Here is a 23967-nt window from a genome sequence, read left to right as displayed (position 1 = left end):
TACATAATATCCACTAGTGTAACATCTTTCGCCAGTTTTTTTAGACATATAATTATTACATTTCTATTTCATCAACATTAATAAAAAGTGTGCATGTTGAGAGTTGTAGAAATATATTTTTTTACCGTTCTAATAAAGTTACCATTCGATTAAAATAGCGTTTTTTTGACGTTCGCTTAACAAAAAGCGGCCTCTTAATAAGTCGGGGTTTCCCTTTGTAAATAAATCTACGTTGATTTATTACTGTCTATATAGGGCTGGTAATAAAAAGAAGCTAAATGCTTAGAACATAAGCATTTAGCTCCTTTATTTCATTCTCTGTTGAATCTTCTGTCTTAAACCTTCGCCACTACCATAGTAACAACACATTGCTAATCAAATCTAAAACCACTACAATATTAGACTTTTTTTGGATTCTTAATAAATAGCATAAATATGATAATTAGAGTGAAAGCAACGAATGCTAAAAATGGTATTGTAATAAATCCAAGCCAATTAATATATTCAGCACTACATGGAACACCATTTGCACATGGTTTAATTGCTGCAAGCCCTGGAACTTTCTGCTCTAAATAGTGAAAGAGGGAAATAGACCAGCCTATAATTGCCATAGGAAGAACATAAATTCTAATAGATAAATCATTTTGAAATGTTGCTATTCCGAGCATTAACGATAATGGATACATTAAAATACGTTGATACCAACAAAGTTCACAAGGAATAAACCCTCTTATCTCACTAAAGTAAAGGCTACCTAGTGTTGCAATTACGGATACTAACCAAGCAAGATATAGCAAAAATTGTTTACTATCCAATTTACCCATAATCTAATTATCCTCTAATTCTTTATCTATTACTTGTTTGATTACCTCATAATCAAAAGGATCTTCAATCATTATATCGTTTATCATAATAGTTGGTGTAAGTTTTACTTCAAACTTATTTACTAGCTCTGTATCTTTATTAATCTCATTCATGGCTGCATTGGTTTCGATATCTGATTTTAATTTCTCTGTATCGATATTTGATACACTTTTAGCAACTTCCAATATCTTCTCCGTTGTTATCCATTTGCTGTCATGGTTTTCACTAGGTTGTTCATTGAAAAGTTCCTTATGAAAATCCCAATATGCTTCAGGGTTTTGATTATAAACTGATTCTGCTGCCAGTGAACCTAATTTTGATTCTTCTCCGTGAAATAGTACATTTATAAACGAAAATTTGACTTTACCAGTATCTACATAATCACTTACTAACTGTGGATAAATGGTTTCTCCCCATGCTTTACAGGATGGACACTTAAAATCTCCAAATTCTACTACTGTTACCGGAGCATCTGCATCACCCAATGTTGGCTGCCCCTCAATAGAAGGTTGATCTTCAAAGGTTGTCCCTAGCTTAGATTGAGAAGAATTATTATTTAATACAACCAGTACAACTATTAGTGCAACGACAATCAACGTGATTATTACTATAATTTTTAATGGCGAACCTTTCATAAAACACCTCTCTAAATTTATTATGTAGAGTTAATAGTATCATCTATTTCTTATAAATTTAAATTAAGCAAGCATTGTTCAAACAATATTCATAAACAAGCGCTGATCATTCTAAAACATTAAAATAAATTCACTAACATACTAAAAGTCCCATTTTCGTACATAATCATAATACCTAAAGGAACAAATACAATGGGAACAATTATTCTTTGATATTTTTCTACTGTTTCTGAAACTGCCTTAAAGGTGGATAAACGGTAACAAATATATAGTAAAACGGCAGATAACACGTAAAATATAATGATTGTAGCAGATAGTCCAAAGATATTTAATGTTGTGAAATAAGGGATGTACACACCTAAGTTATCCCCTCCGGCTGCTAAAGAAATTACTGTTACACTAAGAAATAATTTACTGAACTTGCTAGTTGATTCTAAGATTTCTTTTCTATCCTGATCCTCTTCGTCTTCAGATTTGAATAATTCCTTGAGACCTATATAAATAGGTAGTAATCCTAATAAACCAATCCACTTTTGTGAAAAGAAGGCAAGTCCACTTGCAGCTAAAAGACTAATTACAATTAAGATAGTTAGTCCAAGATATTGCCCTAACCCAATATTCTTAACACCATTTTTTTGCTTTTTAAATTTTGAGAACAATACTACTAATATTATTATGTAATCTATACTTGTTGATAAAAATACGGCAAAAGCTGAGATAAGCGTTGTAGCCATTGATCAACATCTCCTAATTTATATTAAGTAATAATGTGTTAACCTCTAGTCTATTAGAAGAGGGCTTTCCAGAAAAACCGGGAAGCCCTTTTTCATCTATTCTTTCACTCTCATGAGTCGTAACCCATTTAATGCAACTAGGAGAGTTGCCCCCATATCTGAAATAATTGCAATCCATAGGGTTAACCAACCGGGAACCACCAACAATAAAGCAATCAACTTAATAGCGAGTGCAAAGGTGATATTCTGCTTAATGATATTTAAAGTTTTACGACTTAATTTCACTGTAAATGGAAGCTTTCTTAAATCATCAGCCATCAATGCAACATCTGCTGTTTCGAGTGCTGTATCTGTACCAGCTCCCCCCATAGCAATTCCAACCGTAGAGGCAGCTAGAGCAGGGGCATCATTGATGCCATCTCCGACCATTCCTACATTACCGTACTCGGATCTTAATTGTTTAATATAATCTAATTTGTCTTGTGGTAAAAGTTCTGCCTGAACATCTGATACTCCAACATAATCTCCGATAGCTTTTGCGGTGCCTTTGTTATCACCTGTAAGCATAATCGTTTTTTTGATTCCGATTTGATGTAACCTACTAACAACTTCCTTACTTGAATCACGTACTTCATCTGCAACTGCAATAACGGCATGTATTTCTTTTTCAGTTCCAATAATCATTGCAGTTTTACCTTGATTTTGTAGAGTTGTAATAATTTCTTTTAGTTCCTTACTAAAACCAACTGTTAATAATTCCTTAAAGAGTTTTGGACTACCAATGTAGTACGTTATTCCGTTTATTGTACCCTTAATACCTTTACCAGTTATAGAGTTGAAATCATCTACTACAACTTCAGTATAAGGAGCGTTCTCTTCTTCTGCCATTTTCATAATTGCTGAAGCAAGAGGATGTTGGGAATGATATTCCAATGCAGTTATGATGGACAATAGTTCTTTCTGATTTGTATTATGGTTTAACATTTTATAATCAGTTACAACTGGCACTCCTTTTGTTAGTGTACCCGTCTTATCAAATGCAATAGCTTTTAGTGAACCAATTTCTTCTAAATAAATACCGCCTTTTACGAGAACACCCTTTTTAGCAGCATTTCCGATTGCTGACACAATGGAAATCGGAGTAGAAATAACCAAAGCACAAGGGCAACCTACCACCAGAACAGCTAATCCTTGATAAACCCATGTTTCCCAACTTCCATCAAAAAACAAAGGAGGTACAATAGCAACTAATGCCGCTATCCCCATAATTATAGGTGTGTAATATTTAGCAAACTTATCAACAAAGGCTTGAGACGGAGCACGTTCACTTTGTGCTTCCTCTACAAGATGGATAATTTTAGAAATGGTTGTATCTTCAACTAGTTTTGTTATTTCTACCTCAAGTAAACCTTCTTCATTTAGTGTACCTGCAAAAACCTCGTCTTCAACTGTTTTTCCAACTGGTACCGATTCACCAGTGATTGTTGCCTGGTTGACTGCAGAGTTACCACGAAGAACTACACCATCCATAGAAATCTTCTGACCCGGTTTAACAATCATAATATCCCCAATAGCGATGTTATTGACATGAATCATCATATCCTGGCCATTTCGTCTAATGAGCGCCTCTTTTGGTGCAATATCCATTAAGGATCGAATGGATTGTCTTGCCCTATCCATTGAGAATCTTTCTAGAGCTTCACTTATTGCAAAGAGAATAACAACTATGGCACCTTCCGCCCATTCACCAATAATAGCAGCGCCAATAATGGCAACGGTCATAAGTGTTTTCATGTCGAAGTCAAGACGAATTAGATTTTGAATTCCAACTTTAAAAAGGGAGTACCCACCAATTACAATGGATGTCGCAAATAATAAAGAAGTGATAAAGTTGTCTTCTCCATTAACAATCTGAGATACATAACCAAAAATAATTAATAAGGAAGCATATAATAACGTACTGTGCCTTTTATAGAATGGTTCCTTTTTTTCTTTTTCAATTTCTTTTTTTGCTTCTCTAATAGGCTTTTCAGGTGATACTTTAAGACTTTCAAAAGCGCCTGCTTTTTCTAACTCTTCAACTGACGTTTCTCCATAAACAGAAATTTTAGATGCTCCAAAATTAACCTTCGCATCTTGGACTCCAGGAAGATTCTTCACATTTTTTTCGAACTTACCTGCACAGTTCGCACATGAAAATCCTTCAACACGATATACACTTTTGTCCTCTATTGTATCACTCAACGGTAACACTCTCCTTTTGAAGCGTCAGGGCTACTTCTACTAGCTTCCTTACATGGCCATCTTCTAGTGAATAAAAAACTAATTTTCCTTCTTTACGATACTTAGCCAAGCCCATATTACGCAACAATCGTAAATGATGAGATGCAGTGGCTGTTGTTGAACCTATAATATTAGCGACATCACATACACACAATTCATCCTCTAATGTTAGTGCATAAGCTATTTTTACCCGGGTTGCATCAGCTAAGGCCTTGAAGGTCATTTCAACTCCGTTAACTTGTTCAATTTGTGGTTGAATTCTATTTACTTTTTCTTGATCAAAACAAAACGTCTCACATGTATCTTTGGAAGTATTAGAAACCCTTTTTTTACTCATTTGCTCACCTCATTCTAATGATTATTTGACTATTTGTTTAAAGTTTATTCACATTAATAATATTTGTCAATTATTATATTCAAATGAGTATTTTAATGTGTTAATATAATCCTATATATTAAGGAGCTGGAAGTGATAGAAAATGTATGAAACTATAGTAATTGGGGCGGGCCAAGCAGGACTAGCAATGGGTTATTACTTAAAACAACATAACCATTCTTTCTTAATCTTAGAGAGGAATAGCAAGGTGGGGGAGATATGGAAAAATCGATATGATTCGCTTGTTTTATTTACACCAAGGTTATATAGCTCGTTACCGGGATTAGAGCTAAAAGGTAGGGCTCATGAATACCCTAAAAAAGACGAAATAGCAAATTATCTAAAAGCATATGTAGAAACATTTAATTTACCTATTCGCTTTGATACCGAAGTAATAACGGTTAGAAGGAAGGAGAACTTATTTCATATAACATCAAATCAAACAGAGTATCAAGCTAAGAATGTCGTAATTGCAACAGGACCATTTCAGAAGCCACGGATTCCAACATTTGCAAATGATCTATCGAAAGATGTTTTACATTTGCATTCATCCGAGTATCGAAATCCCTCTCAATTAGTAGAGGGGAATGTATTAGTGGTCGGTGGTGGGAATAGTGGTGCACAGATTGCAGAAGAAATTTCTCGAGAAAGGGGAGTATATTTATCAACTAGCCAAAGATTAAGTTTTATGCCTTTAATAGTAGGCAAACGTAGCATATTCTGGTGGTTCGATAAAGTTGGTATATTGAAAGCTTCCTCAAAATCATACATAGGAAGAAAGATTCAAAATAGAGGGGATCCTATATTTGGATTTGAATTAAAAAAAGCAATTAAAGAAGGAAAGGTAATTGTTAAAGGAAGAACTTCAAATTGTAATGGAAATACAGTTACTTTCAACGGTGAATCTTCACATAATGTACAAAACGTAATATGGGCTACCGGCTTCACATCTGACTATAGTTGGTTGGAAGTTGCAGGGATAATTGATGAAAATGATAAACCAATTCATGATAGAGGAGTAACTAATGTGACAGGTTTATACTTTTTGGGACTTCCATGGCAATATAGACGTGGATCGGCTCTTTTACAAGGTGTGGGAAATGATGCTCAATATCTAGCAAATCAAATTATGAAGTAAGGGATAGATATTACTGCGCCATAACAAAGGGGGAGTATTATGAAAAAAGATAACCCAAAAGTAGAATTACTTTTTAAGAATTTGCCTTTTTTATTAAAGGATATGGAAGTAAAAGACTGGATTATTGATTCATTTCCATTTAGATATAAAGGATATTCCTATTTTGTAATATTAACTCGCTATAGAGATAATGAGAGGAAACCAAGCACTTACGCTAAGGCTAAAGTAGAATTTGTACCAAGTAACAATACAAATAATAATTCACTTTTCGGTTATGTGGATTTCTTTAATGTTCATTTTTATAGTGTTGCGGAATTTTGTGCCTTTTTTGGCATAGAGAGAGGTAATGCTAATAGAGATCTATTCAAAGATTTTTCTGAGGTATTTTCTAATTTTATACCGAAAGAAAAAATTGTAAATAAAGGTGATAGACAAAGGATATTGATCGGTAGTCGTGTAGAGGGAAATAATCCTAATGCAATATACTGCTATGATGTACGTCGTAATGGGACGAGGAAAGGTGGAAAACCTAATAAACGCAGTATAGAGAATAGTAATAAAGCAGAATCGCTACGTAAGGAACTATATGAAACATTTTGTAGAGACAAAAATTTGAGTTTTTTCTTTACTGACAAACAAGAAGGTGGAAAATCTGATCCAGAAATCAAGAAATTATTCGGCAGTCGTAAGTAGTCCATATATGTCAATAAAAGTAATTTGCAATTCAAAGGTTTCTATAAATTAACTACAACATAAGAACAGTAAGCATGGAAAGGAATCCGTTAGTTTGTTCTGCTTTTCTTCATGCATTACCTCTACTTTTATGAACACTTCCTTTTTCAAACATAATAAGACCGAAGATCTTCCTGAATCGGATCAGGAAGACCTTCGGTTTCTAGAGTGATTCGGACTATTATATAAATATCGAATAAAAATCTCATTAATCACAAAAGAACAACTTATTTTTAAAACGAAAATGTACCTTCATATAAAAAAATGATTTTTATTACACATCACAAAAATACTTCAATAATAATGAAAAATTGAGAGTCCTTTATTCAAATTAATTTGAAATTATTTTAATATTAATCAAAAAAACGTCAGAAATTTATTTGATAAGTAAAAAGATGTTAAGAGTTGTATTCTTTTAATGATTTTACAAATTGTGTGGAGAAAGTTGGTAAGACTAAATATGTATTTCATGTTATTTAGACCGAGAATACTTGATATGAAAGGTTCTATCGACCTGACATTTTAATGCTTTATTCCATGCCAATGTTATCTTTCATGTCACATGTGTCTTCATATAGAAATTACCCTTTTTCCCTATATCGAATAATAGCCCATAAGAAAAGTTGCTCATCAAGGTACTTACCGTGATGAGCAACTTTTTTAGTTTGGATTAATTAAGCAATACTTTTACATGCTTCTGCACACTTAAAGCAAGCTTCCGCACATTTTTGACAATGCTCGTGGTCATGTTTTTTACATTCATTACCACATGCTTCACAAATCTTAGCACATACTGCTGCTAGTTCAGCAGCGAATGGTGTATTTCTTGAAAGGGCATGCTCTAAGTAACTACAAATATCCGCACATTCCCTATCCAACCGTATACATTCGGCCATCATCTTGACATCTTCCTCTTTAAGACAAGCATCAAAGCAATGGTTACATGCTACGGCACACTCGTGTAATGAATCAATCAAATTCTGATGTTGTTCGTGTGACATTTTGTAAAAACCTCCTATAATTAATTACGTTTCCCTCTGTCTTAAATACAATTCCCAATTTAAGCTTAACTAAACTGATCCATAATCAATTTTGCATGGATGATACCTTACATGGGTATGATAAAAATATATTCTGTTTACATATCTATTTATAGCAAGACTTTCTTCTTGACCTTAATACCATATGGGGGTATAGTATAAGTATAAATAAAAAGGAAGTGATCCATTTGGATGAATTCTTACATGAACACCCAAGTAAACCGAGAACACAAAGTGAAAAACAAAAGGTTATCAACCGTCTGAAACGTATAGAAGGCCAGGTACGCGGCATTCAAAAGATGGTTGAAGAGGATAGATACTGTATGGATATATTGGTCCAGCTCAGCGCAATTCAATCTGCTCTGAAAAATGTTGGGTTTTCTGTCACGGAACGTCATATCAACCATTGTGTGAGTGATGCTATCAAGCAGGGTGAAGGAAAAGAAACCATCGAGGAACTAATGAGTGTTATGAAACAGTTTTCTAAATAAGGAGAGAGAATTATGAGCGACACACATCATGCAACCCTTAATATAACAGGAATGACCTGTGCAGCTTGCTCTAGCCGTGTTGAAAAGGTTCTAAATAAAATGGACGGAGTGGAAGCTCAGGTCAATTTAACAACGGAGAAAGCAACGGTGGGCTATGATATAGAGAAAGCTTCAATTGAAGATATTACGAAAAAAATAGAAAACGTGGGCTACGGCGTGTTAATGGAAAAAACAGAACTAGACATATTGGGCATGACCTGTGCAGCTTGTTCTACTCGTATCGAAAAGGTTTTGAATAAGCAAGAAGGTGTTAATTCTGCAACGGTTAACTTAACAACTGAAAGTGCAGCGATTGAATATAACCCAGGCTTGACTGACCCGAAAGTATTAATTGAGAAGATCAGAAATGTAGGGTATGACGCAAAACCTAAAGCGGAAGCAGCAGAAAAGAGAACGCATAAAGAGAAAGCTTTGCAACGGCAGAAATCCAAGTTGATCATCTCAGCTGTGCTATCTGCACCATTATTAATAACCATGCTGGTTCACTTATTTAATATGGAAATACCAGCAATACTTATGAACCCATGGTTTCAATTTGCGCTAGCAACACCTGTTCAATTTATCATTGGTTGGCAGTTTTATGTGGGAGCGTACAAAAACTTAAAAAATGGCGGGGCAAACATGGACGTGCTTGTGGCATTAGGCACGAGCGCTGCTTACTTCTATAGTTTATACGAAGCACTCAAGACGATTGGCAATGACTATATGCCACATTTATATTTTGAAACCAGTGCAATTCTCATTACATTAATCTTGTTTGGAAAATACTTGGAAGCAAAAGCCAAAAGTCAGACAACAAATGCATTATCCTCGTTACTAAATTTACAGGCCAAAGAGGCTCGTGTTATTAGGAACGGTGAAGAAATCATGCTGCCTGTAGAGGAAGTTGTTGTTGGAGAAAGATTAGTAGTAAAACCTGGTGAGAAAATACCCGTAGACGGTATGGTTGTAAAGGGAAGAACTTCAGTAGATGAATCAATGATAACTGGTGAATCCATTCCAATTGAAAAGGAACTGGACGCCACGGTTATCGGCTCCACAATAAACAAAAATGGCTCTATTGAAATGAAAGCAACAAAAGTGGGGAAAGATACGGCCCTAGCCTCTATAGTCAAAGTAGTTGAGGAAGCGCAAGGGTCAAAGGCGCCAATTCAACGTTTAGCAGATGTTATTTCAGGCTATTTCGTACCGATTGTTGTAGGTATTGCCATCCTAACATTTGTTGTATGGATTGCATTTGTTGAGCCAGGCCAATTTGAACCAGCTTTAGTTGCAGCAATTGCTGTACTTGTTATTGCTTGCCCATGTGCATTGGGGCTAGCTACACCGACCTCGATTATGGTAGGAACGGGAAGAGCGGCGGAAAGTGGTATTTTGTTTAAAGGTGGAGAACACTTAGAAGGCACACATCAGCTAAATGCAATTGTTCTTGATAAAACAGGAACTGTCACCAAAGGAAAACCAGAAGTTACAGACTTTTCCGGTGACCAGGAAGCTCTACAGCTGTTAGCTAGTGCAGAGAAAGGCTCGGAACATCCACTTGCAGGGGCGATCGTAGCTTATGCAACAGAAAATGAGATGGACTTTCTTGAAGTTGAAGAATTCAATGCAATACCTGGCCACGGTATCGAAGCAAGGATCTCGGGGAAACAAATTCTTGTAGGTAACCGGAAACTAATGACAGATCATCAAGTAGATATTGAGAATAATGAAGAGACATTAGTCAAATTTGAAACTGAGGGTAAAACAGCAATGTTAATTGCCATTGATGGAGAATATCGAGGAATTGTCGCAGTGGCAGATGTAATTAAAGAATCAGCAATACAAGCAATCAAAGAGTTAAAAGAACAGGGCTTAGAGGTCTTCATGTTGACAGGAGATAACGAAAGAACCGCCCATGCGATTGCAAAACAAGTAGGAATTGATCAAGTGATTGCCCAAGTGTTACCTGAAGAAAAGGCCGATAAAGTGAAAGAAATACAAGCACAGGGTAAAAAGGTAGCAATGGTTGGCGATGGTGTAAACGATGCACCAGCATTGGTAACTGCTGATATTGGGATTGCAATTGGTACTGGTACAGAAGTAGCAATTGAAGCTGCTGACGTAACCATACTAGGTGGAGAGCTATTGCTCATACCAAAAGCGATTAGAATTAGTCATGCTACAATTCGAAATATCCGCCAAAATCTTTTCTGGGCTTTTGGTTATAACACAGCTGGAATCCCAGTCGCGGCTGTCGGATTACTTGCACCATGGATAGCTGGTGCGGCAATGGCGTTAAGCTCGGTAAGTGTAGTTTCTAACTCACTTCGATTAAAGCGAGCAAAACTATAAGCTATACTTTTTAAAGGAGGTGAAGATCATGGAAAAAACATTGAATGTTCAAGGTATGTCATGCGGACATTGCAAGATGTCAGTTGAAAATGCATTGAATAATTTAAATGGCGTTTCAGAAGCTATAGTTAAGTTGGAAGCAGGCAAAGTAGATGTTTCTTTTGATGAATCAAAAGTAAATGTTGAAGCCATGAAGGACGCTATTGAAGAACAAGGCTACGATGTAGTAGCTTAAATATATAAATAAAAAGCTGGTTTTCTATGATGAAAACCAGCTTTTTTATTTCGGAAAATATTTCTGTGACCTTAAATAAAATAAAATCCGAGTCCCATAATGATATATGCTGCTAATAATGCTAAGCCATCAAACCAGTTTGAGTCACCGTCGTTTGACAGCATGATCATTAATAAAACTGCTGTCACCATACTAATAAGTTCAGGCCATGTAAAGACAAGAGGCATGGAGGTGGTAAAAAGTAGGGATAGTAGAACGAGAATAGGAAGCACAAACATTGCTACTTGCAGTGTTGAACCGACAACAATTTCAACTGCTACATCCATTTTATTTTTGTATGCCATCATGACGGCTGAGGCATGCTCTGCAGCATTACCGACAATAGCAACAATAATAACCCCAATAAATAATTCTGACCAACCAAATGTTTCCCCAACTTCATTAAATGTAGAGACAAGGTGCTCCGAAACATAGGCTACGGCAATGGTAGAGAGTGCTAATATTATAATGGCTTTCAATTTACTCCATTCTGGCACTTCCTCTTCGTGATTCTCCTTTTGTTTATTATTGGACTGGTAAACTCCGCGATGTGTAACAAATTTAAATAACAGGGCCGCTAAGTATAACAGGATTAAAATGATGGAGATCCCAACGCTAAGGAACATGGTATCCTGGTCATTCATCGTTGTTGTAAAGACCTCGGGTATCACGAAGGCGACAACTACAGAGAAAATAAGTAGTCCTGCGTTATGTTGTGCCTCATGTTTACTAAAAGATTGCCGTTTATATTTTAGACCACCAATGAAAAAAGAAAGCCCTCCTACAAGTAGCAAATTTCCCAAAACGGAACCAGTTAAAGAAGCTAGAACAATACTTACAAGTCCGGCCTTCAGTGAAAAAATAGAAATAATAAGTTCAACGGCATTACCGAATGTGGCATTTAATAAACCACCAATTCGAGGCCCTAATACAATTGCTAGGCTTTCCGTAGCTCTTCCAATAAACCCTGCTAAAGCTATAATAGTTAAACAATAAATACCGAACATAATTACGGCTGACCAATGAAATATGGAACCAATAATAGAGAGTGGTAGACCAATACAAGCTAAAATCATAAACAATCTGTTCATTTTACATATCCTTTCTTTCAATTTCCAGGTAACTATAGATTACCCATTAAGAAAAAGGAATACTCTTTTAAAAGAAGGTTACAATCCAAGAAGTTTACTTGCCTGCAAGGATCACGTATAATCCTAACTAATTGAAACTTCTAAAAATAGGTGCAGGGGGAATTTTCTTGTCTACATATCCAAAAGTTAGTGAAACAAAAGAATTAATTAAACAGCTAGTGTCTATTCCAAGCCCATCAGGCAACACAACAAAAGTGATCCAATTTGTTGAAGAATTCTTGAAGGATTTACAAGTGGAGACAAAGCGTAACCGAAAAGGCGGATTAATTGCCACATTACCCGGGACAAATGAGGAAGAGCATAGAATGCTAACTGCTCATGTGGATACATTGGGTGCCATGGTAAAGGAAGTAAAAAGTAATGGACGACTACGTTTAGATTTAATTGGAGGATTTAAATATAACGCTATAGAAGGAGAATACTGTGAAATTCACACATCGAGTGGCAAGGTTTTTACAGGGACAATCCTTATGCACCAAACGTCAGTCCATGTCTATAAAGAGGCAGGAGATGCAAAGCGAAATCAGGAAAACATGGAGGTACGGATTGATGCAAAGGTAGGAAATGCTGAGGATATCAGAAAGCTTGGTATTGAAGTAGGGGACTTTGTTTCTTTTGATCCACGTGTTCAATTTGCCGATAATGGGTTTATTAAATCACGTCACCTTGATGACAAGGCAAGTGTTGCGATTTTGCTACAACTAATTAAAAGGGTAAAAGAAGAGAAGTTGATACTGCCATATACGACACATTTCCTTATCTCAAACAATGAAGAGATAGGCTATGGCGGAAATTCCAATGTAACACCAGAAACGATTGAATATTTGGCTGTAGATATGGGAGCCATGGGAGATGGTCAATCTACCGATGAATTTACCGTTTCGATCTGTGTAAAGGATGGATCAGGCCCGTATCATTACGGATTGCGCAAGCATCTTGTCCAGTTAGCGGAAAAGAATAAAATTGGCTACAAGCTTGATATTTACCCTTATTATGCATCAGACGCCTCAGCGGCTATTCGATCAGGGCATGATATTATCCACGGGCTAATAGGCCCTGGAATCGATTCTTCTCATGCATATGAAAGAACCCATGAAGAATCCTTACATCATACCGAACAGCTCGTGTACGAATATGTGAAGTCAGAAATCGTAAGCTATTAATAAGCTTGTTTAAACATTAAGAAAAGTGGCTGGGACGTTATGTCCCAGCCACTTTTTTTACAACACATATAAATAAACGCAAAGGAAATGAAAGAGACTCCCTAGCAGAATGAAAATATGAAAAATCTCGTGAAATCCAAAATGCTTAAAATTCATGAACTTTGGTTTCAACCAATAAATGAATGCTCCAACTGTGTAAATCAAGCCACCTATTATAAGCAAAGCCATTCCGTTTGTACCAAGCACTGGTGCAAGAGAAGAGCTGAAAAAGACGACAATCCAACCCATCGCGATATATAAAGCAGTAGACAACCATCTTGGCGCATGGAACCAGATTAACTTAAAGCTAACTCCTGCTACAGCGATTGCTGAGATGATAGTAAACAAAACCCAGCCTGTCATGCCACTTAAACTTATCAAACATAGAGGCGTATAGGTTCCTGCAATTAGTACAAATATCATGGAATGATCCAAGCGACGTAAAAAAGCAATGACATGTGCTTTTGCAACAACCAAATGATAGGTTGCAGAAGCTGCATAGAGTAGTGTCATGCTAATACCAAAAATAATAACTGAAACTATTGTCAGTGTGGAATCAGCTGTAGTAGAAGCCTTTATTACCATTGCCAGCAAACCTACAAAACTAAGAATTGCCCCGAATAAATGAGTTAGTCCATTAATCGGTTCGCGCATATACGTACCCAAGAATAATCATCACCTTTACCTTTGTATGTAGTTTCGAAAACTATATAACGACTATATCCTAATATTAAGATGTAGTCAAGGTTTACTCACTTATTTATTTCCCTTATAATAGAAGAAAAAACAAGAGGTTTTAAAATGGATATAAACGTGATTTTAGATAAGTTGCAACTGGATACTAGGCTCGATATTAAGGATATTCCTGATATTGACCTTTACATGGATCAAGTAATTCAGTTATTTGAAAAGAAATTCTCTCCTACTAAGCGTAATGAAGAGGAAAAGGTATTGACAAAAACGATGATAAATAACTATGCCAAAGGTAAATTATTTTTTCCTATAAAAAATAAAAAATACTCTAGGGACCATATTATGCTTATTAGCATGATTTATCAGATGAAAGGTGCATTGTCTATACATGACGTAAAGCAAACACTGGAGACATTGAATAACAAAATAATGGAGGAAGATTTCGATCTTCTCACACTTTATATGAGTTATCTAACTTTATTTGATCAGAATCTGGACATATTTAATAGTGGGGTCAAAAATCACATGAATGATATTCATGTGGAGATTGAAAAATTAGGGAGTAAGGATGAGACGTATTTAGAAAAACTATTACTAATTACAACCTTTACGGAGATGAGTAACTTTTATAGGAAAGCCGCTGAAAAGATGGTAGATAACATGTTGGAAGAAGCTACAAAAAGAAAGCAGTGATGATATGAAGCTTAGTATACTAGATCAAGTACCCGTGCTAGAAGGAAGTAGTCCCTATGAAGCAATACAGGGATCAATTGAATTGGCGATTGCGGGGGACAAACTAGGGTATACACGGTACTGGACTGCAGAACATCATGACATGGAAGAGCTTGCATCTCCAGCCCCCGATATATTATTAAGTCAGATTGGTGCCAGAACGAACAGAATACGAATTGGTTCTGGAGCTGTATTACTTCCACACTATAAACCTTATCAAATAGCCGAGCGCTATCATCTGCTTGCAACTATGTTTCCAGGAAGAGTGGATCTTGGTGTAGGACGTGCTCCTGGTGGCTCTGCTGAAGCAACGATGGCGTTGTCAGATAATTTTTTAGAGAACGTAAAACAATTTCCCAATAAATTAGATGAACTCATTGCATTTTGCTATAACGGATTTTCTGATGATCACATCTTTTCTAAAATTACTCCCAATCCTGTTGCTGTACATCCTCCGGATTTATGGCTCCTGGGTACCAGTGGGAAGAGCGGCAAGCTCGCTGCCGAAAAAAGAGTTTCGTATGCATTCGGTCACTTCATGTCAGATGCTAATGGAGTAGAGATTGTCAGAGAGTATGCGAGTGAAATAAAAACACCTAGTCCAATTGTTGCTGTCTCCGTAATATGTGCGGAAACGACTGAGGAGGCAGAGGAGCTGGCATTTTACTATTTGGCCAAGCAAGTATGGAAGGAAAGGAAGACAAGTGTATCGTTGCTAACCACCAAGGAACTAAAGCAACTCGACTTTACTTTTAAAGAAAAAGAATTGGTTGAAAAGCGTAGAAAGAAAATGGTTGTTGGGGCACCCGATAAAGTTAAAAAGCAATTGGTTGATCTCCAAGCGATGTATCAGGTAGAAGAATTGATGCTAGTGACGATAACAAATAGCTATGAATCAAGGTTAAAATCTTATGAGCTTATTGCCCAGGAAATGACTATTTCTGAATAAAGTACATCCTAAAAAACTTCCAAAAGGGGTAGCGTCAGGAAAATGCGGATTTACAACGTTAAGGAAATCAAAATATAAAAAGTCTAATTTCTCGGTGTTATAAGTGAAAAATTAGGCTTTAGTTACTTCATTAAAGCGCCCGATTTGTTGAAGACTAATGTTTATATTCACCAAGAAAATTGATATGCTCTTATCCTAACAAATTTTATTTAGGACTTACATGTATGCCTTCACTCTCTCGCCAATCTGCGTAGAGTATACGCTTTACATTATCATATCCATTGGTAGTTAATTGGTTATCTAACCACTGTTGATCAAATCCGAGTTCACGTAAATTATCCCATAAAATTTCCCCATCTATAATTAACGATGTTGGGAGGTCTACTGGACTTTCTGGAAGATTGAGATCTTGCTTATCTGGTTTTTGATACTTGGATTTTAATAATAAACTTAATTGCCCATTAGCTTCCAATATACCGTATTTGACTTCGCGAACTGAAAAGACATTATTTTGACGGAGTATACTCAATACTTGATTTACATCCAATTTGTTCTTTGTAAGTAACTTTCTGTCCATAACACCATCTCGAATGATTATGTTAGGATTGCCTAATAGGAGAGAACGTGTCGATTTATTTTTTAAAGTTATAAACTCTATTCCCAACATAAGAAACGTCCACAATCCGATCGCATATAAAAAATGAAAAATCCCTACCTTATCTTCATAAATGGTATTTCCTAACAAATCTCCAAGTACTAACACAAAAACTAAGTGAAACGGGGTTAACTGATAGATGGATGTTCTGCCTGTTATGATAATGATAAAAAATAAAGTGGCAAAACCAACGATGACTTTGATCGTCAGTAAACCAATATTAACTTCTTCCAAAGTTTTTTCCTCCAATTTAAATTCTACTTAGTTGTCAGATTTTGAGGTTTGGATAAAGAGGCTAGTTTTAGTATTAAAGCTCGAGTTACAATTCCAACAATGATGTAATATATGAATGAATACCTGTATCTCCACTCTAAATAATTAACAAGTTTGACCCACTCGCAAAAGGGTTCAACTATAAAGGCATATGTTAGTGCCATAATGATCTGGGCTAAAATAAAAGATTTCCATGTTCTAAAATATTGATATAACAACAGGATCTACATCCACTTCAGGTGGTGGTGGATCATTATCCTCTTCTACATTATTACACCCCAATAACATGATGGTAGATAGAAAAACTGCTGTTAATAGTCTTAACCACTTAGATTCACTTTTATCGTCCTCTCTATTGTTTTTTTACTTTTAATATTATCTTCTCCTTCCACTTTTTTATACGAACATTTTAACTTAACAACAATAATATTAATGTCCTTAATCACCAAACAGTAGGGGCCTATTTGTATCATTTTCAAAATTTCCTTTTAAAAAAAGAATTAGAGAATTTATTGAGATAAACGGGAAGGTGTCAGGAATTGGAGATAAAAAATGTAGTACTGAAAAGTTTTTATGACAATCTTACAGTCAAAGGTCAAATAGAGGCTATTGAGAACGGGAGTTATCCTTTGGGGATAAGAATGCTCGACTAGAAGCTCAAATCAACCTGTTTAAGGCGGAACTGCTAAAAAAGATTCGCTTCTCGGAAAGGGGGCTAAAGAAGTAGTCCTCCTTGTCGCATTCGAGTTTAAATAGGGATAGAGAGGGAAGTTTTTTTAATAAAGATTAAATCATGTATACGAAGGAAAGGAAAATAAATTATATGAAAACTTATGAAAATCTTAACAAAAATTATATCTCTGGTGAATGGCGTGATGGTCAAGGAAAAACCACTTATGAAGTAAAAAATCCCTATAATGATGAAGTTCTACAAGAAATAAAAATGGCTAGTAAAGAAGATATCGATGAATCTTATCAATCTGCTGAACAGGCTAAAAAAGAATGGGCAAAATATAATCCATTTGAACGATCTTCCATTATGGAAAAAGGCAGTGCAGATTATTGAAGCGAGAAGAGAAGAGTTTGTTGATCATTTAATTAGGGAAGGGGGTTCATCACATCTGAAGGCTAACGTCGAAATTGACTTTGTTATTGCAATTACAAGGGAAGCAGCATCTTTTCCCCTTAGAATGAATGGGGAAATTGTACCTTCCCTGATCCCAGGAAAGGAAAATAGAATTTACCGAATTCCTTTAGGGGTAGTTGGTGTAATCGGGCCATTCAACTTCCCAATGTATCTTGCCATGCGTTCGGTAGCACCGGCACTTGCTGTCGGTAACGGGGTCGTACTGAAACCAGATGAGCAAACCGCGGTAACTGGGGGAATATTACTTGCGAAGGTATTTGAAGAGGCGGGATTGCCGAAAGGAGTCTTTAATGTTGTTGTTCCAAACTTAGAATATATCGGTGATGCATTTGTGGAACATCCAATTCCACGGTTAATTTCATTTACAGGATCTACTTCGGCAGGACGGCATATTGGTGAAATTTGTGGAAGAAATATTAAAAAAGTTGCACTTGAGTTAGGGGGGAACAACCCGCTTGTAGTGCTTGGTGATGCTAAAGTGGAAAGTGCAGTAAATTCCACATTATTCGGTAAGTTTATGCATAATGGACAAATATGTATGGCTATTAATCGAATTATAGTTCATAAGGATTTATATGAGGAATTTGTTAAGAAATTTGTTGAAAAGACCAAAAGGATTAAAGTGGGCGACCCAAGTGAAAAGGATAATCTAATCGGTCCTTTGATAAATCGGCAGGCAATTGATCGAATTCTTGAACAAATTGAATCAGCTAAAAAGCAAGGGGCAGAAGTTGTGCTGGAAGGAAAAGTGGAAGGGAACGTCATGCATCCTTATATACTAACTGGTTCGAATGATGTAGCGACTGCTCAAAACGAAATGTTTGGCCCGGTTGCAACCATCATTTCTGCTGAAAGTGATGAAGAAGCAATTCGTATTGCAAATGATACCCCATTTGGTCTAAGTGGGGCGGTTCACGCAGGTTCCCCAGAAAGAGGTGTGAAAATGGCCAAACAGATAACTTCCGGCATGGTTCATGTGAATGACCAAAGCGTTAACGATGAGCCATTGATTGCGTTCGGAGGTGAGAAAGCATCTGGATTGGGGCGATTCGGAGGAAAATGGTCACTTGAAGAGTTTACTACCGTCCAATGGATTTCTGTGCAAACCGAAGAAAGAGAAAGTCCTTTCCATACAGATTATCTGGAATAAAAATAAACATAAAGGAAAGACAGAACAGACATAAAAGGGATTATAAAATAATCGAGATAAAGGAACTGATTTAACCGATCCCCTTCTTGTTTAATCCCCACCTAAAAACAGGTGGGGATTAACATATTCAGTAAGTTTCGGTGATTAAACTACTAAAAGAACTTTTGCCGGCTAAGGTTAAAGAAAGAGTAAAGAACTAATTATACTAAAGGTGCAAAATGGAATAAAGTATAGCCTCCAAAACTTTATTATTGGGCCAATTTGTGGAATATGGCTTATGGGGCTGCTGAGCGTTGGTGTTCAAGTAATTTGTCCCACGGATGTCCTTGCATTCTCTTTGAAACATCTTCCATCTTCTATTTGCATAATTGTATTCAAATTCCACATACTACAAACAAGAAGTGGCGGTAAAAAGGGTGTGCAGGGATGAGATTTAAAAGAAATAAATCCAAAAAGTCTTTGATAAATCAGGAAAATCTTTCCATAGAGAATATCAAAAGTCAATTAAATCATACTAGCGATTTAAAAGACCGTGAAATACATAGCAATAATCAAATCTATATTATCCTTTACATCAATTCATTAGTTGATCAGGAAAAGCTTGAATCAAAAATAATTAAACCGCTTATAAAAATGGAAAACAACAATATTTTAAATGAACTATATAGCCAGGAGATCAGCACTGCCAAAAGTAATGAAATAGCCATCAACGGATTATTAGACGGTTATTGTCTGCTAATAAAAAAAGGCAGGAATAGTGAAGGATTCCTGCTGAAAACGAACGCATCAACCGATAGAGAAGTTTCGGAGCCTATCGTAGAAAAAACAATCCTTGGGGCAAAAGTAGGTTTTGTTGAAAGCTTAGACAAAAACATTTTTTTACTCCGTACTGTAACAAAATCACCAGATTTCACGGTTAAAAAGTATACATTGGGTTCCTCAACAACAACGAATGTATCACTAATTTATTTGGATCACTTGACAGATCCGGAAATCATAAAAAAGGTTGAACAACGTATAAAAAGTATTACGCTTGATTCCATCCGATCAGCAGGAGATATTCAGGATTGCATTGAAGATTATACAGTTACTCCATTTCCCCAGCTTTTACTTACAGAACGGCCAGACCGAGCTTCAGCAAATTTAAAGGACGGAAGGGTTGCTTTAATTATAGATGGAAGTCCTACTGTAATTATATTGCCAGCAACATTTATGACGTTCTTTCAAACAACGGATGACTATATTACCCGTTGGTGGTTAGGTTCATTTTTTAGATTTATACGTCTATTCAGCTATATCATTGCACTTATATTACCGGCATTATATATTGCATTCGTTTCATTCCATTATGAAGTAATTCCATTGGAGCTTGTTTATTCGTTACAGTCTTCGTTGAGCTACGTACCATTTCGGCCATTTATAGAGTTATTGATTATGCAACTTTCCTTAGAATTGCTTAGAGAAGCGTCCATTCGACTGCCACCTTCCGTTGCCACGACTTTTGGGATCGTCGGAGGGCTAGTTGTAGGAACAGCAATGGTTGAGGCAGGAATTGTCTCCTATGGTGGTCTTATAGTTGTTGCATTAACATCAGTCTCATCATTTGTTCAGCCAAATCTAGAAATGAGCAGCTCGATTCGTATATTAGGATTTCCTTTAATGCTATTGGCAGCTATATTTGGCTTTTTAGGAATTGTCATTGGAGTGTTATTTGTGTTAATTCACTTGTCACGCCTTACTTCATTCGGTCTTCCATATTTTTCACCTTTTGTTCCATTAAACATGGAGGATTTTAAAGATACTATCATTCGTGTTCCTTCTTGGATGATGTATAAACACTCTAAAAATTCTCCTCATTATAAGCAAGAAAAACGATCAAGGAAGTGGAAACTAGATGAGAGTGAAGAGCCGTATTAGTTCTGTAAATTTATTTTTTCTGCTGGTGCAAACGATGATTGGTGTAGGCTTGTTATCATTACCTCATCAAACACATGAATCAGCAGGCAGTGACGGATGGATTTCCATTTTAATTTCTGGATTTTTTATTCAACTAATTGTACTGCTTATTTGGTTACTTTGCAGGAATTTCCCCAATCTTACCTTATTTGATTTTTCTAAAGTAATTTTGGGAGAAATTTCTGGAACTGTATTAAATTTTTTATATATTATTTACCTGCTCACAGTGATTTGTTATATCTTCATTATATATGCGGATACCTTGAAACGATGGATACTCCCTGAAACTCCAGCATGGATATTATTTTTGATAACATTCGTTCTACTTATTTATGGAAGTATTTGTAATATAAAAAATGTGGTATCTTTATTTTCTTTACTATTCATATTGATCCTGTTTTTATTCTTCATTACGTTTTTGGTTTATGGTGATCCATACATAGATGTTCGCTATCTCTTCCCTATTGGTTCCAGTGGTGGATGGAATATCCTTAAAAGCACTAGTGACTCAATGATACCCTTCATAGGGTTTGAAACATTACTTATTTATTTTGCTTTTATAAAGCAATCTAAAACTATTTCAGCACTGAAAGGAGTTTTTTTAGCAGTATTATTTGTAACCATTTTTTTAACGTATATTGTGATTCTAAGTACCGTAATGCTTAGTCCTGAAGAAATAAAAATCACGCCGGAACCGGTTCTATATATACTAAGTGCGATGGAAATAAGAATTTTAAGCCGATTAGATTTAATATTTCTTTCTTTCTGGGGTCTGATAGTTTTTACTACTATTATTAGCTACACCTTTTCAGCAAGTATGGGAATAAGTAAATTAATCCATATCAAACATAAATTTGCTGTGATACTATCTGGAACATTCGTCCTTATCGTTTCGATAATATTTTATTATATGGAGATTACCTTACTTGAAAAATGGTTAAAGCATTTAAGTTTTATTTTCGGCATTATTATCCCTATCCTACTGCTTTTAATAACAATTATTTTTAAAAGAGAGGTGGCATCGACCTATGGGAAAAAATGAGCTCTTCTTGATCTTATTTATTCTTCCATTACTAGCTGGGTGCTGGGATGAAAGACTTCTAAAGAATTCCCGTACTGTGTATATATCGGGTTTTGACTTGGATGAGAATGGTGATTATCAAACAACTTCAATTATTAGAGATATGAATATTAGTGAGTCAAGCAGGGGGGAAATATCCATATCGAATGAACTGGTAACTGGAAAAGGAGGTTCGATAAAAGAGGCAAGCATGACAATTGATCAAAGCGTACCTGGTAATTACGATCCAGCAAAAGGAAGAACTTTAATCTTAGGAATCGACACCGCCAAAGGTGATATCTACAATGTGCTGGATTCTCTTTACCGGGATCCAAGGGTGGATTTAAACGCCAAAATTGCTGTGACAGATGACAGTGCAAATGAGATAATTACCCATTTATCCGAAAATGAAGTTGAAAAAGGGGAATATCTGTACGAATTGATTTACAGCAGTGAAATACATTCGGAGATCCAGGATATTACACTAAGATCGATTCGCTCCTATTTGTTTGATGAAGGAAAAGATTTCATGCTCCCTTATCTGAGCAAGGACGAGGAAGATAATGAAGTTAAAATAAATGGGACTGCTCTTTTTCATGACCACAGCTTTACCGGACAGTTTCTTTCCACTGATGAAAGTACTTTGCTATTATTATTTATGGAAACACAATCCAAAAAAGCACTTTTAACAGAACAGTTAGATAAAAAAGCTGGCGGATCCGTCAGCTATAATGTAAAAAGCGTATCAAGAAAACTTAAGCTGGAAAAAGAAGAAAAGGTACATGCTGATATTATGCTGCAATTGGACGTAGAGATTGTTGATTATCCTCCAGACCATTTAGATAAGCAGGAAATGATCAATTTTTTGGAAAATCGATTATCAAAGATTCTCACTGAAAAAGCGGATGCTCTGTTCAAAAAACTTGCAGCGAATCAAAGTGACGTACTTGGATTAGGCAGAGAACTCATTGCCTTTCATCCATCTATATGGAAAGAAATAAAGGGAGAAAATTATTATGAGCATATCCTTGTTAATCCAAAGGTAAAAGTCAATGTTAGAAGTAGTGGAATCATTTTGTGATCACTGAAGTTGATCACCTTTTTCTAACTGACATTATTTTTTGAATATTGCGTTGGTATTGAAGCGACAGATATTGAAGTAACGGGCAGGTTTGTTTAATAGTGAAACTTTAGTCGTATATAAAATACGAAATCAATTAGGAGGTGTACATATATCTACAAATGTTATTACCATAGTAGCTATAATTTCTATTTTTTATATGGATTGCGGTGTCCAGAGAGCTTTCAAAAACCTCAAAAAGAAGAACGAACGAAAATTAGTGATTTTAATGTCTGCGGGTTCCTTATCAACACTAATACTGACCATTTCACTTTTTCAAAATATCCAGTTTAAAATGAGGTTCAGTTTAAAATGGTGAAGATTGATAAATAATATTTTCCATCTTCAGCACACGGGTGTTTTAGTGGGTGCGAAATGTTCCTGGCTCAAATGAAATGTTGTCACACAATTCCGGTAAAGGTCAGGCGGTTTTAGTTTTATCTAAAATTGAAGGGTTATATCGAAGTGTCGAATGAAGAAGTAACGCTCTGAAAGGCTCTCTCTGCGTCGATTAGCACGTTGTTTAGTAAGAAGCTACGTGTTATAAGCTCGGCTAATAGGCGTAAGAATTTACCGTAACAGTCTGGCTGACGAAAGCCTACCTGATGGGGTGGTGTAAATCATGATGCTTGAGTTGAACAAATATGGTGAGAATGCAATTTAAATACAATATAATGTATTGCTGACGAACTTCTGAATGTACGGGTCTAGAAGCGCGTTATATAGAAATGTATATACTACCAAATGTAGGGTTGGCTGTGGATGAGTAAGAATCGATTATATGAAAATCCATCTTGTGTTACAGGCACATGCAATGCTAACAGGTTCATAGGAAGCACCTAAGTTTGTTCAATAATAGACGTAACTCAACGTTGTAAGCTGATAACGTGGAGGGCTTACTCCCAGTGAAGCGTTGAA

At 35.9% G+C, this 23967-nt stretch carries 20 protein-coding genes and 2 pseudogenes; 13 read left to right on the top strand and 9 right to left on the bottom strand.

Annotated elements, in window-relative coordinates:
- Positions 1 to 398: 398 nt before the first annotated feature.
- The 5 genes from K3T81_RS11170 to K3T81_RS11150 form a co-directional block, all read right to left on the bottom strand.
- Positions 399 to 824: a disulfide oxidoreductase gene (locus K3T81_RS11170; protein ID WP_238020175.1), complete on the bottom strand. Its 426-nt coding sequence runs from the start codon at positions 822 to 824 to the stop codon at positions 399 to 401.
- 3 nt (positions 825 to 827) lie between these two features.
- Complete coding sequence (locus tag K3T81_RS11165) at positions 828 to 1499, bottom strand: DsbA family protein (protein ID WP_238020174.1); 672 nt, start codon at positions 1497 to 1499, stop codon at positions 828 to 830.
- Positions 1500 to 1618: 119 nt separating this feature from the next.
- On the bottom strand, positions 1619 to 2233 hold the full coding sequence (locus K3T81_RS11160; RefSeq protein ID WP_238020173.1) for a CadD family cadmium resistance transporter: 615 nt from the start codon (positions 2231 to 2233) through the stop codon (positions 1619 to 1621).
- A 96-nt stretch (positions 2234 to 2329) separates the two neighbouring features.
- Positions 2330 to 4477 carry a heavy metal translocating P-type ATPase gene (locus tag K3T81_RS11155; protein ID WP_249226139.1) on the bottom strand — a complete coding sequence of 716 codons (2148 nt, stop codon included), beginning with the start codon at positions 4475 to 4477 and terminating at the stop codon, positions 2330 to 2332.
- Complete coding sequence (locus tag K3T81_RS11150; RefSeq protein WP_238020171.1) at positions 4470 to 4853, bottom strand: ArsR/SmtB family transcription factor; 384 nt, start codon at positions 4851 to 4853, stop codon at positions 4470 to 4472. The genes K3T81_RS11155 and K3T81_RS11150 overlap by 8 nt, the downstream gene beginning before the upstream one ends.
- A gap of 142 nt (positions 4854 to 4995) precedes the next feature.
- Here K3T81_RS11150 and K3T81_RS11145 point away from each other — a divergent pair, with 142 nt between their 5' ends.
- Positions 4996 to 6030: a flavin-containing monooxygenase gene (locus K3T81_RS11145; protein WP_238020170.1), complete on the top strand. Its 1035-nt coding sequence runs from the start codon at positions 4996 to 4998 to the stop codon at positions 6028 to 6030.
- 39 nt (positions 6031 to 6069) lie between these two features.
- Complete coding sequence (locus K3T81_RS11140) at positions 6070 to 6723, top strand: DUF6037 family protein (RefSeq protein ID WP_238020169.1); 654 nt, start codon at positions 6070 to 6072, stop codon at positions 6721 to 6723.
- Between the two features lie 713 nt (positions 6724 to 7436).
- On the opposite strand, the gene K3T81_RS11135 is transcribed toward K3T81_RS11140, so the two are convergent.
- Complete coding sequence (locus K3T81_RS11135; RefSeq protein WP_238020166.1) at positions 7437 to 7763, bottom strand: four-helix bundle copper-binding protein; 327 nt, start codon at positions 7761 to 7763, stop codon at positions 7437 to 7439.
- A gap of 227 nt (positions 7764 to 7990) precedes the next feature.
- Between K3T81_RS11135 and K3T81_RS11130 the strand changes: the two genes are divergently transcribed.
- From K3T81_RS11130 to copZ, 3 genes are read left to right on the top strand one after another with little or no spacing between them, the layout of a single operon-like run.
- Positions 7991 to 8293, top strand: coding sequence for a metal-sensing transcriptional repressor (locus K3T81_RS11130; protein WP_036574957.1), 303 nt, complete (start codon positions 7991 to 7993; stop codon positions 8291 to 8293).
- Positions 8294 to 8305: 12 nt separating this feature from the next.
- Positions 8306 to 10687, top strand: coding sequence for a heavy metal translocating P-type ATPase (locus K3T81_RS11125; RefSeq protein WP_238020164.1), 2382 nt, complete (start codon positions 8306 to 8308; stop codon positions 10685 to 10687).
- A gap of 28 nt (positions 10688 to 10715) precedes the next feature.
- Positions 10716 to 10922: a copper chaperone CopZ gene (copZ, locus tag K3T81_RS11120; RefSeq protein ID WP_106897295.1), complete on the top strand. Its 207-nt coding sequence runs from the start codon at positions 10716 to 10718 to the stop codon at positions 10920 to 10922.
- A gap of 71 nt (positions 10923 to 10993) precedes the next feature.
- Here copZ and cax read toward each other — a convergent pair whose 3' ends face one another.
- A complete protein-coding gene (gene cax / locus K3T81_RS11115) occupies positions 10994 to 12052 on the bottom strand; it encodes a calcium/proton exchanger (RefSeq protein ID WP_238020162.1) in 1059 nt (352 codons plus the stop codon).
- A 167-nt stretch (positions 12053 to 12219) separates the two neighbouring features.
- Here cax and K3T81_RS11110 point away from each other — a divergent pair, with 167 nt between their 5' ends.
- Complete coding sequence (locus K3T81_RS11110) at positions 12220 to 13275, top strand: M42 family metallopeptidase (RefSeq protein ID WP_238020154.1); 1056 nt, start codon at positions 12220 to 12222, stop codon at positions 13273 to 13275.
- 57 nt (positions 13276 to 13332) lie between these two features.
- Here K3T81_RS11110 and trhA read toward each other — a convergent pair whose 3' ends face one another.
- Positions 13333 to 13980 (bottom strand): PAQR family membrane homeostasis protein TrhA, encoded by a 648-nt coding sequence (trhA, locus tag K3T81_RS11105; protein WP_238020152.1) that lies wholly within the window; start codon positions 13978 to 13980, stop codon positions 13333 to 13335.
- Positions 13981 to 14115: 135 nt separating this feature from the next.
- On the opposite strand from trhA, the gene K3T81_RS11100 reads away from it, so the two are divergent.
- A complete protein-coding gene (locus tag K3T81_RS11100; protein WP_238020143.1) occupies positions 14116 to 14700 on the top strand; it encodes a DUF1836 domain-containing protein in 585 nt (194 codons plus the stop codon).
- A 4-nt stretch (positions 14701 to 14704) separates the two neighbouring features.
- A complete protein-coding gene (locus tag K3T81_RS11095; protein WP_238020141.1) occupies positions 14705 to 15688 on the top strand; it encodes an MsnO8 family LLM class oxidoreductase in 984 nt (327 codons plus the stop codon).
- 205 nt (positions 15689 to 15893) lie between these two features.
- Here K3T81_RS11095 and K3T81_RS11090 read toward each other — a convergent pair whose 3' ends face one another.
- A complete protein-coding gene (locus K3T81_RS11090) occupies positions 15894 to 16592 on the bottom strand; it encodes a DUF421 domain-containing protein (protein WP_420830823.1) in 699 nt (232 codons plus the stop codon).
- A gap of 637 nt (positions 16593 to 17229) precedes the next feature.
- On the opposite strand from K3T81_RS11090, the pseudogene K3T81_RS19660 reads away from it, so the two are divergent.
- The 5 genes and pseudogenes from K3T81_RS19660 to K3T81_RS11070 all read left to right on the top strand — a co-directional run.
- Positions 17230 to 17366, top strand: a pseudogene (locus K3T81_RS19660) (IS3 family transposase); the annotation flags it as partial.
- Positions 17367 to 17439: 73 nt separating this feature from the next.
- Positions 17440 to 18913 (top strand): annotated as a pseudogene (locus tag K3T81_RS11085) (aldehyde dehydrogenase family protein).
- A 426-nt stretch (positions 18914 to 19339) separates the two neighbouring features.
- Positions 19340 to 20830: a spore germination protein gene (locus K3T81_RS11080; RefSeq protein WP_238020131.1), complete on the top strand. Its 1491-nt coding sequence runs from the start codon at positions 19340 to 19342 to the stop codon at positions 20828 to 20830.
- Positions 20808 to 21911 (top strand): GerAB/ArcD/ProY family transporter, encoded by a 1104-nt coding sequence (locus tag K3T81_RS11075; protein WP_238020122.1) that lies wholly within the window; start codon positions 20808 to 20810, stop codon positions 21909 to 21911. Before K3T81_RS11080 ends, K3T81_RS11075 begins: the two co-directional genes overlap by 23 nt.
- Positions 21898 to 23010: a Ger(x)C family spore germination protein gene (locus K3T81_RS11070; protein WP_238020120.1), complete on the top strand. Its 1113-nt coding sequence runs from the start codon at positions 21898 to 21900 to the stop codon at positions 23008 to 23010. Before K3T81_RS11075 ends, K3T81_RS11070 begins: the two co-directional genes overlap by 14 nt.
- Positions 23011 to 23967 lie beyond the last annotated feature (957 nt).

Source organism: Oceanobacillus jordanicus (assembly GCF_022095695.1).
In the GTDB taxonomy this organism is placed as follows: Bacteria; Bacillota; Bacilli; order Bacillales; family Amphibacillaceae; genus Oceanobacillus_B; species Oceanobacillus_B jordanicus.
The sequence above is the reverse complement of the archived record's forward strand: the minus strand, read 5'-3'. Positions and strand labels throughout refer to the sequence as shown.

What these genes read in the sequence shown, in the direction of transcription:
- K3T81_RS11170 (WP_238020175.1), bottom strand. Translation starts at nt 824, where the DNA reads ATGGGTAAATTGGATAGTAAACAATTTTTGCTATATCTTGCTTGGTTA.
- K3T81_RS11165 (WP_238020174.1), bottom strand. Translation starts at nt 1,499, where the DNA reads ATGAAAGGTTCGCCATTAAAAATTATAGTAATAATCACGTTGATTGTC.
- K3T81_RS11160 (WP_238020173.1), bottom strand. Translation starts at nt 2,233, where the DNA reads ATGGCTACAACGCTTATCTCAGCTTTTGCCGTATTTTTATCAACAAGT.
- K3T81_RS11150 (WP_238020171.1), bottom strand. Translation starts at nt 4,853, where the DNA reads ATGAGTAAAAAAAGGGTTTCTAATACTTCCAAAGATACATGTGAGACG.
- K3T81_RS11145 (WP_238020170.1), top strand. Translation starts at nt 4,996, where the DNA reads ATGTATGAAACTATAGTAATTGGGGCGGGCCAAGCAGGACTAGCAATG.
- K3T81_RS11140 (WP_238020169.1), top strand. Translation starts at nt 6,070, where the DNA reads ATGAAAAAAGATAACCCAAAAGTAGAATTACTTTTTAAGAATTTGCCT.
- K3T81_RS11135 (WP_238020166.1), bottom strand. Translation starts at nt 7,763, where the DNA reads ATGTCACACGAACAACATCAGAATTTGATTGATTCATTACACGAGTGT.
- K3T81_RS11125 (WP_238020164.1), top strand. Translation starts at nt 8,306, where the DNA reads ATGAGCGACACACATCATGCAACCCTTAATATAACAGGAATGACCTGT.
- copZ (WP_106897295.1), top strand. Translation starts at nt 10,716, where the DNA reads ATGGAAAAAACATTGAATGTTCAAGGTATGTCATGCGGACATTGCAAG.
- cax (WP_238020162.1), bottom strand. Translation starts at nt 12,052, where the DNA reads ATGAACAGATTGTTTATGATTTTAGCTTGTATTGGTCTACCACTCTCT.
- K3T81_RS11100 (WP_238020143.1), top strand. Translation starts at nt 14,116, where the DNA reads ATGGATATAAACGTGATTTTAGATAAGTTGCAACTGGATACTAGGCTC.
- K3T81_RS11095 (WP_238020141.1), top strand. Translation starts at nt 14,705, where the DNA reads ATGAAGCTTAGTATACTAGATCAAGTACCCGTGCTAGAAGGAAGTAGT.
- K3T81_RS11080 (WP_238020131.1), top strand. Translation starts at nt 19,340, where the DNA reads ATGAGATTTAAAAGAAATAAATCCAAAAAGTCTTTGATAAATCAGGAA.
- K3T81_RS11075 (WP_238020122.1), top strand. Translation starts at nt 20,808, where the DNA reads ATGAGAGTGAAGAGCCGTATTAGTTCTGTAAATTTATTTTTTCTGCTG.
- K3T81_RS11070 (WP_238020120.1), top strand. Translation starts at nt 21,898, where the DNA reads ATGGGAAAAAATGAGCTCTTCTTGATCTTATTTATTCTTCCATTACTA.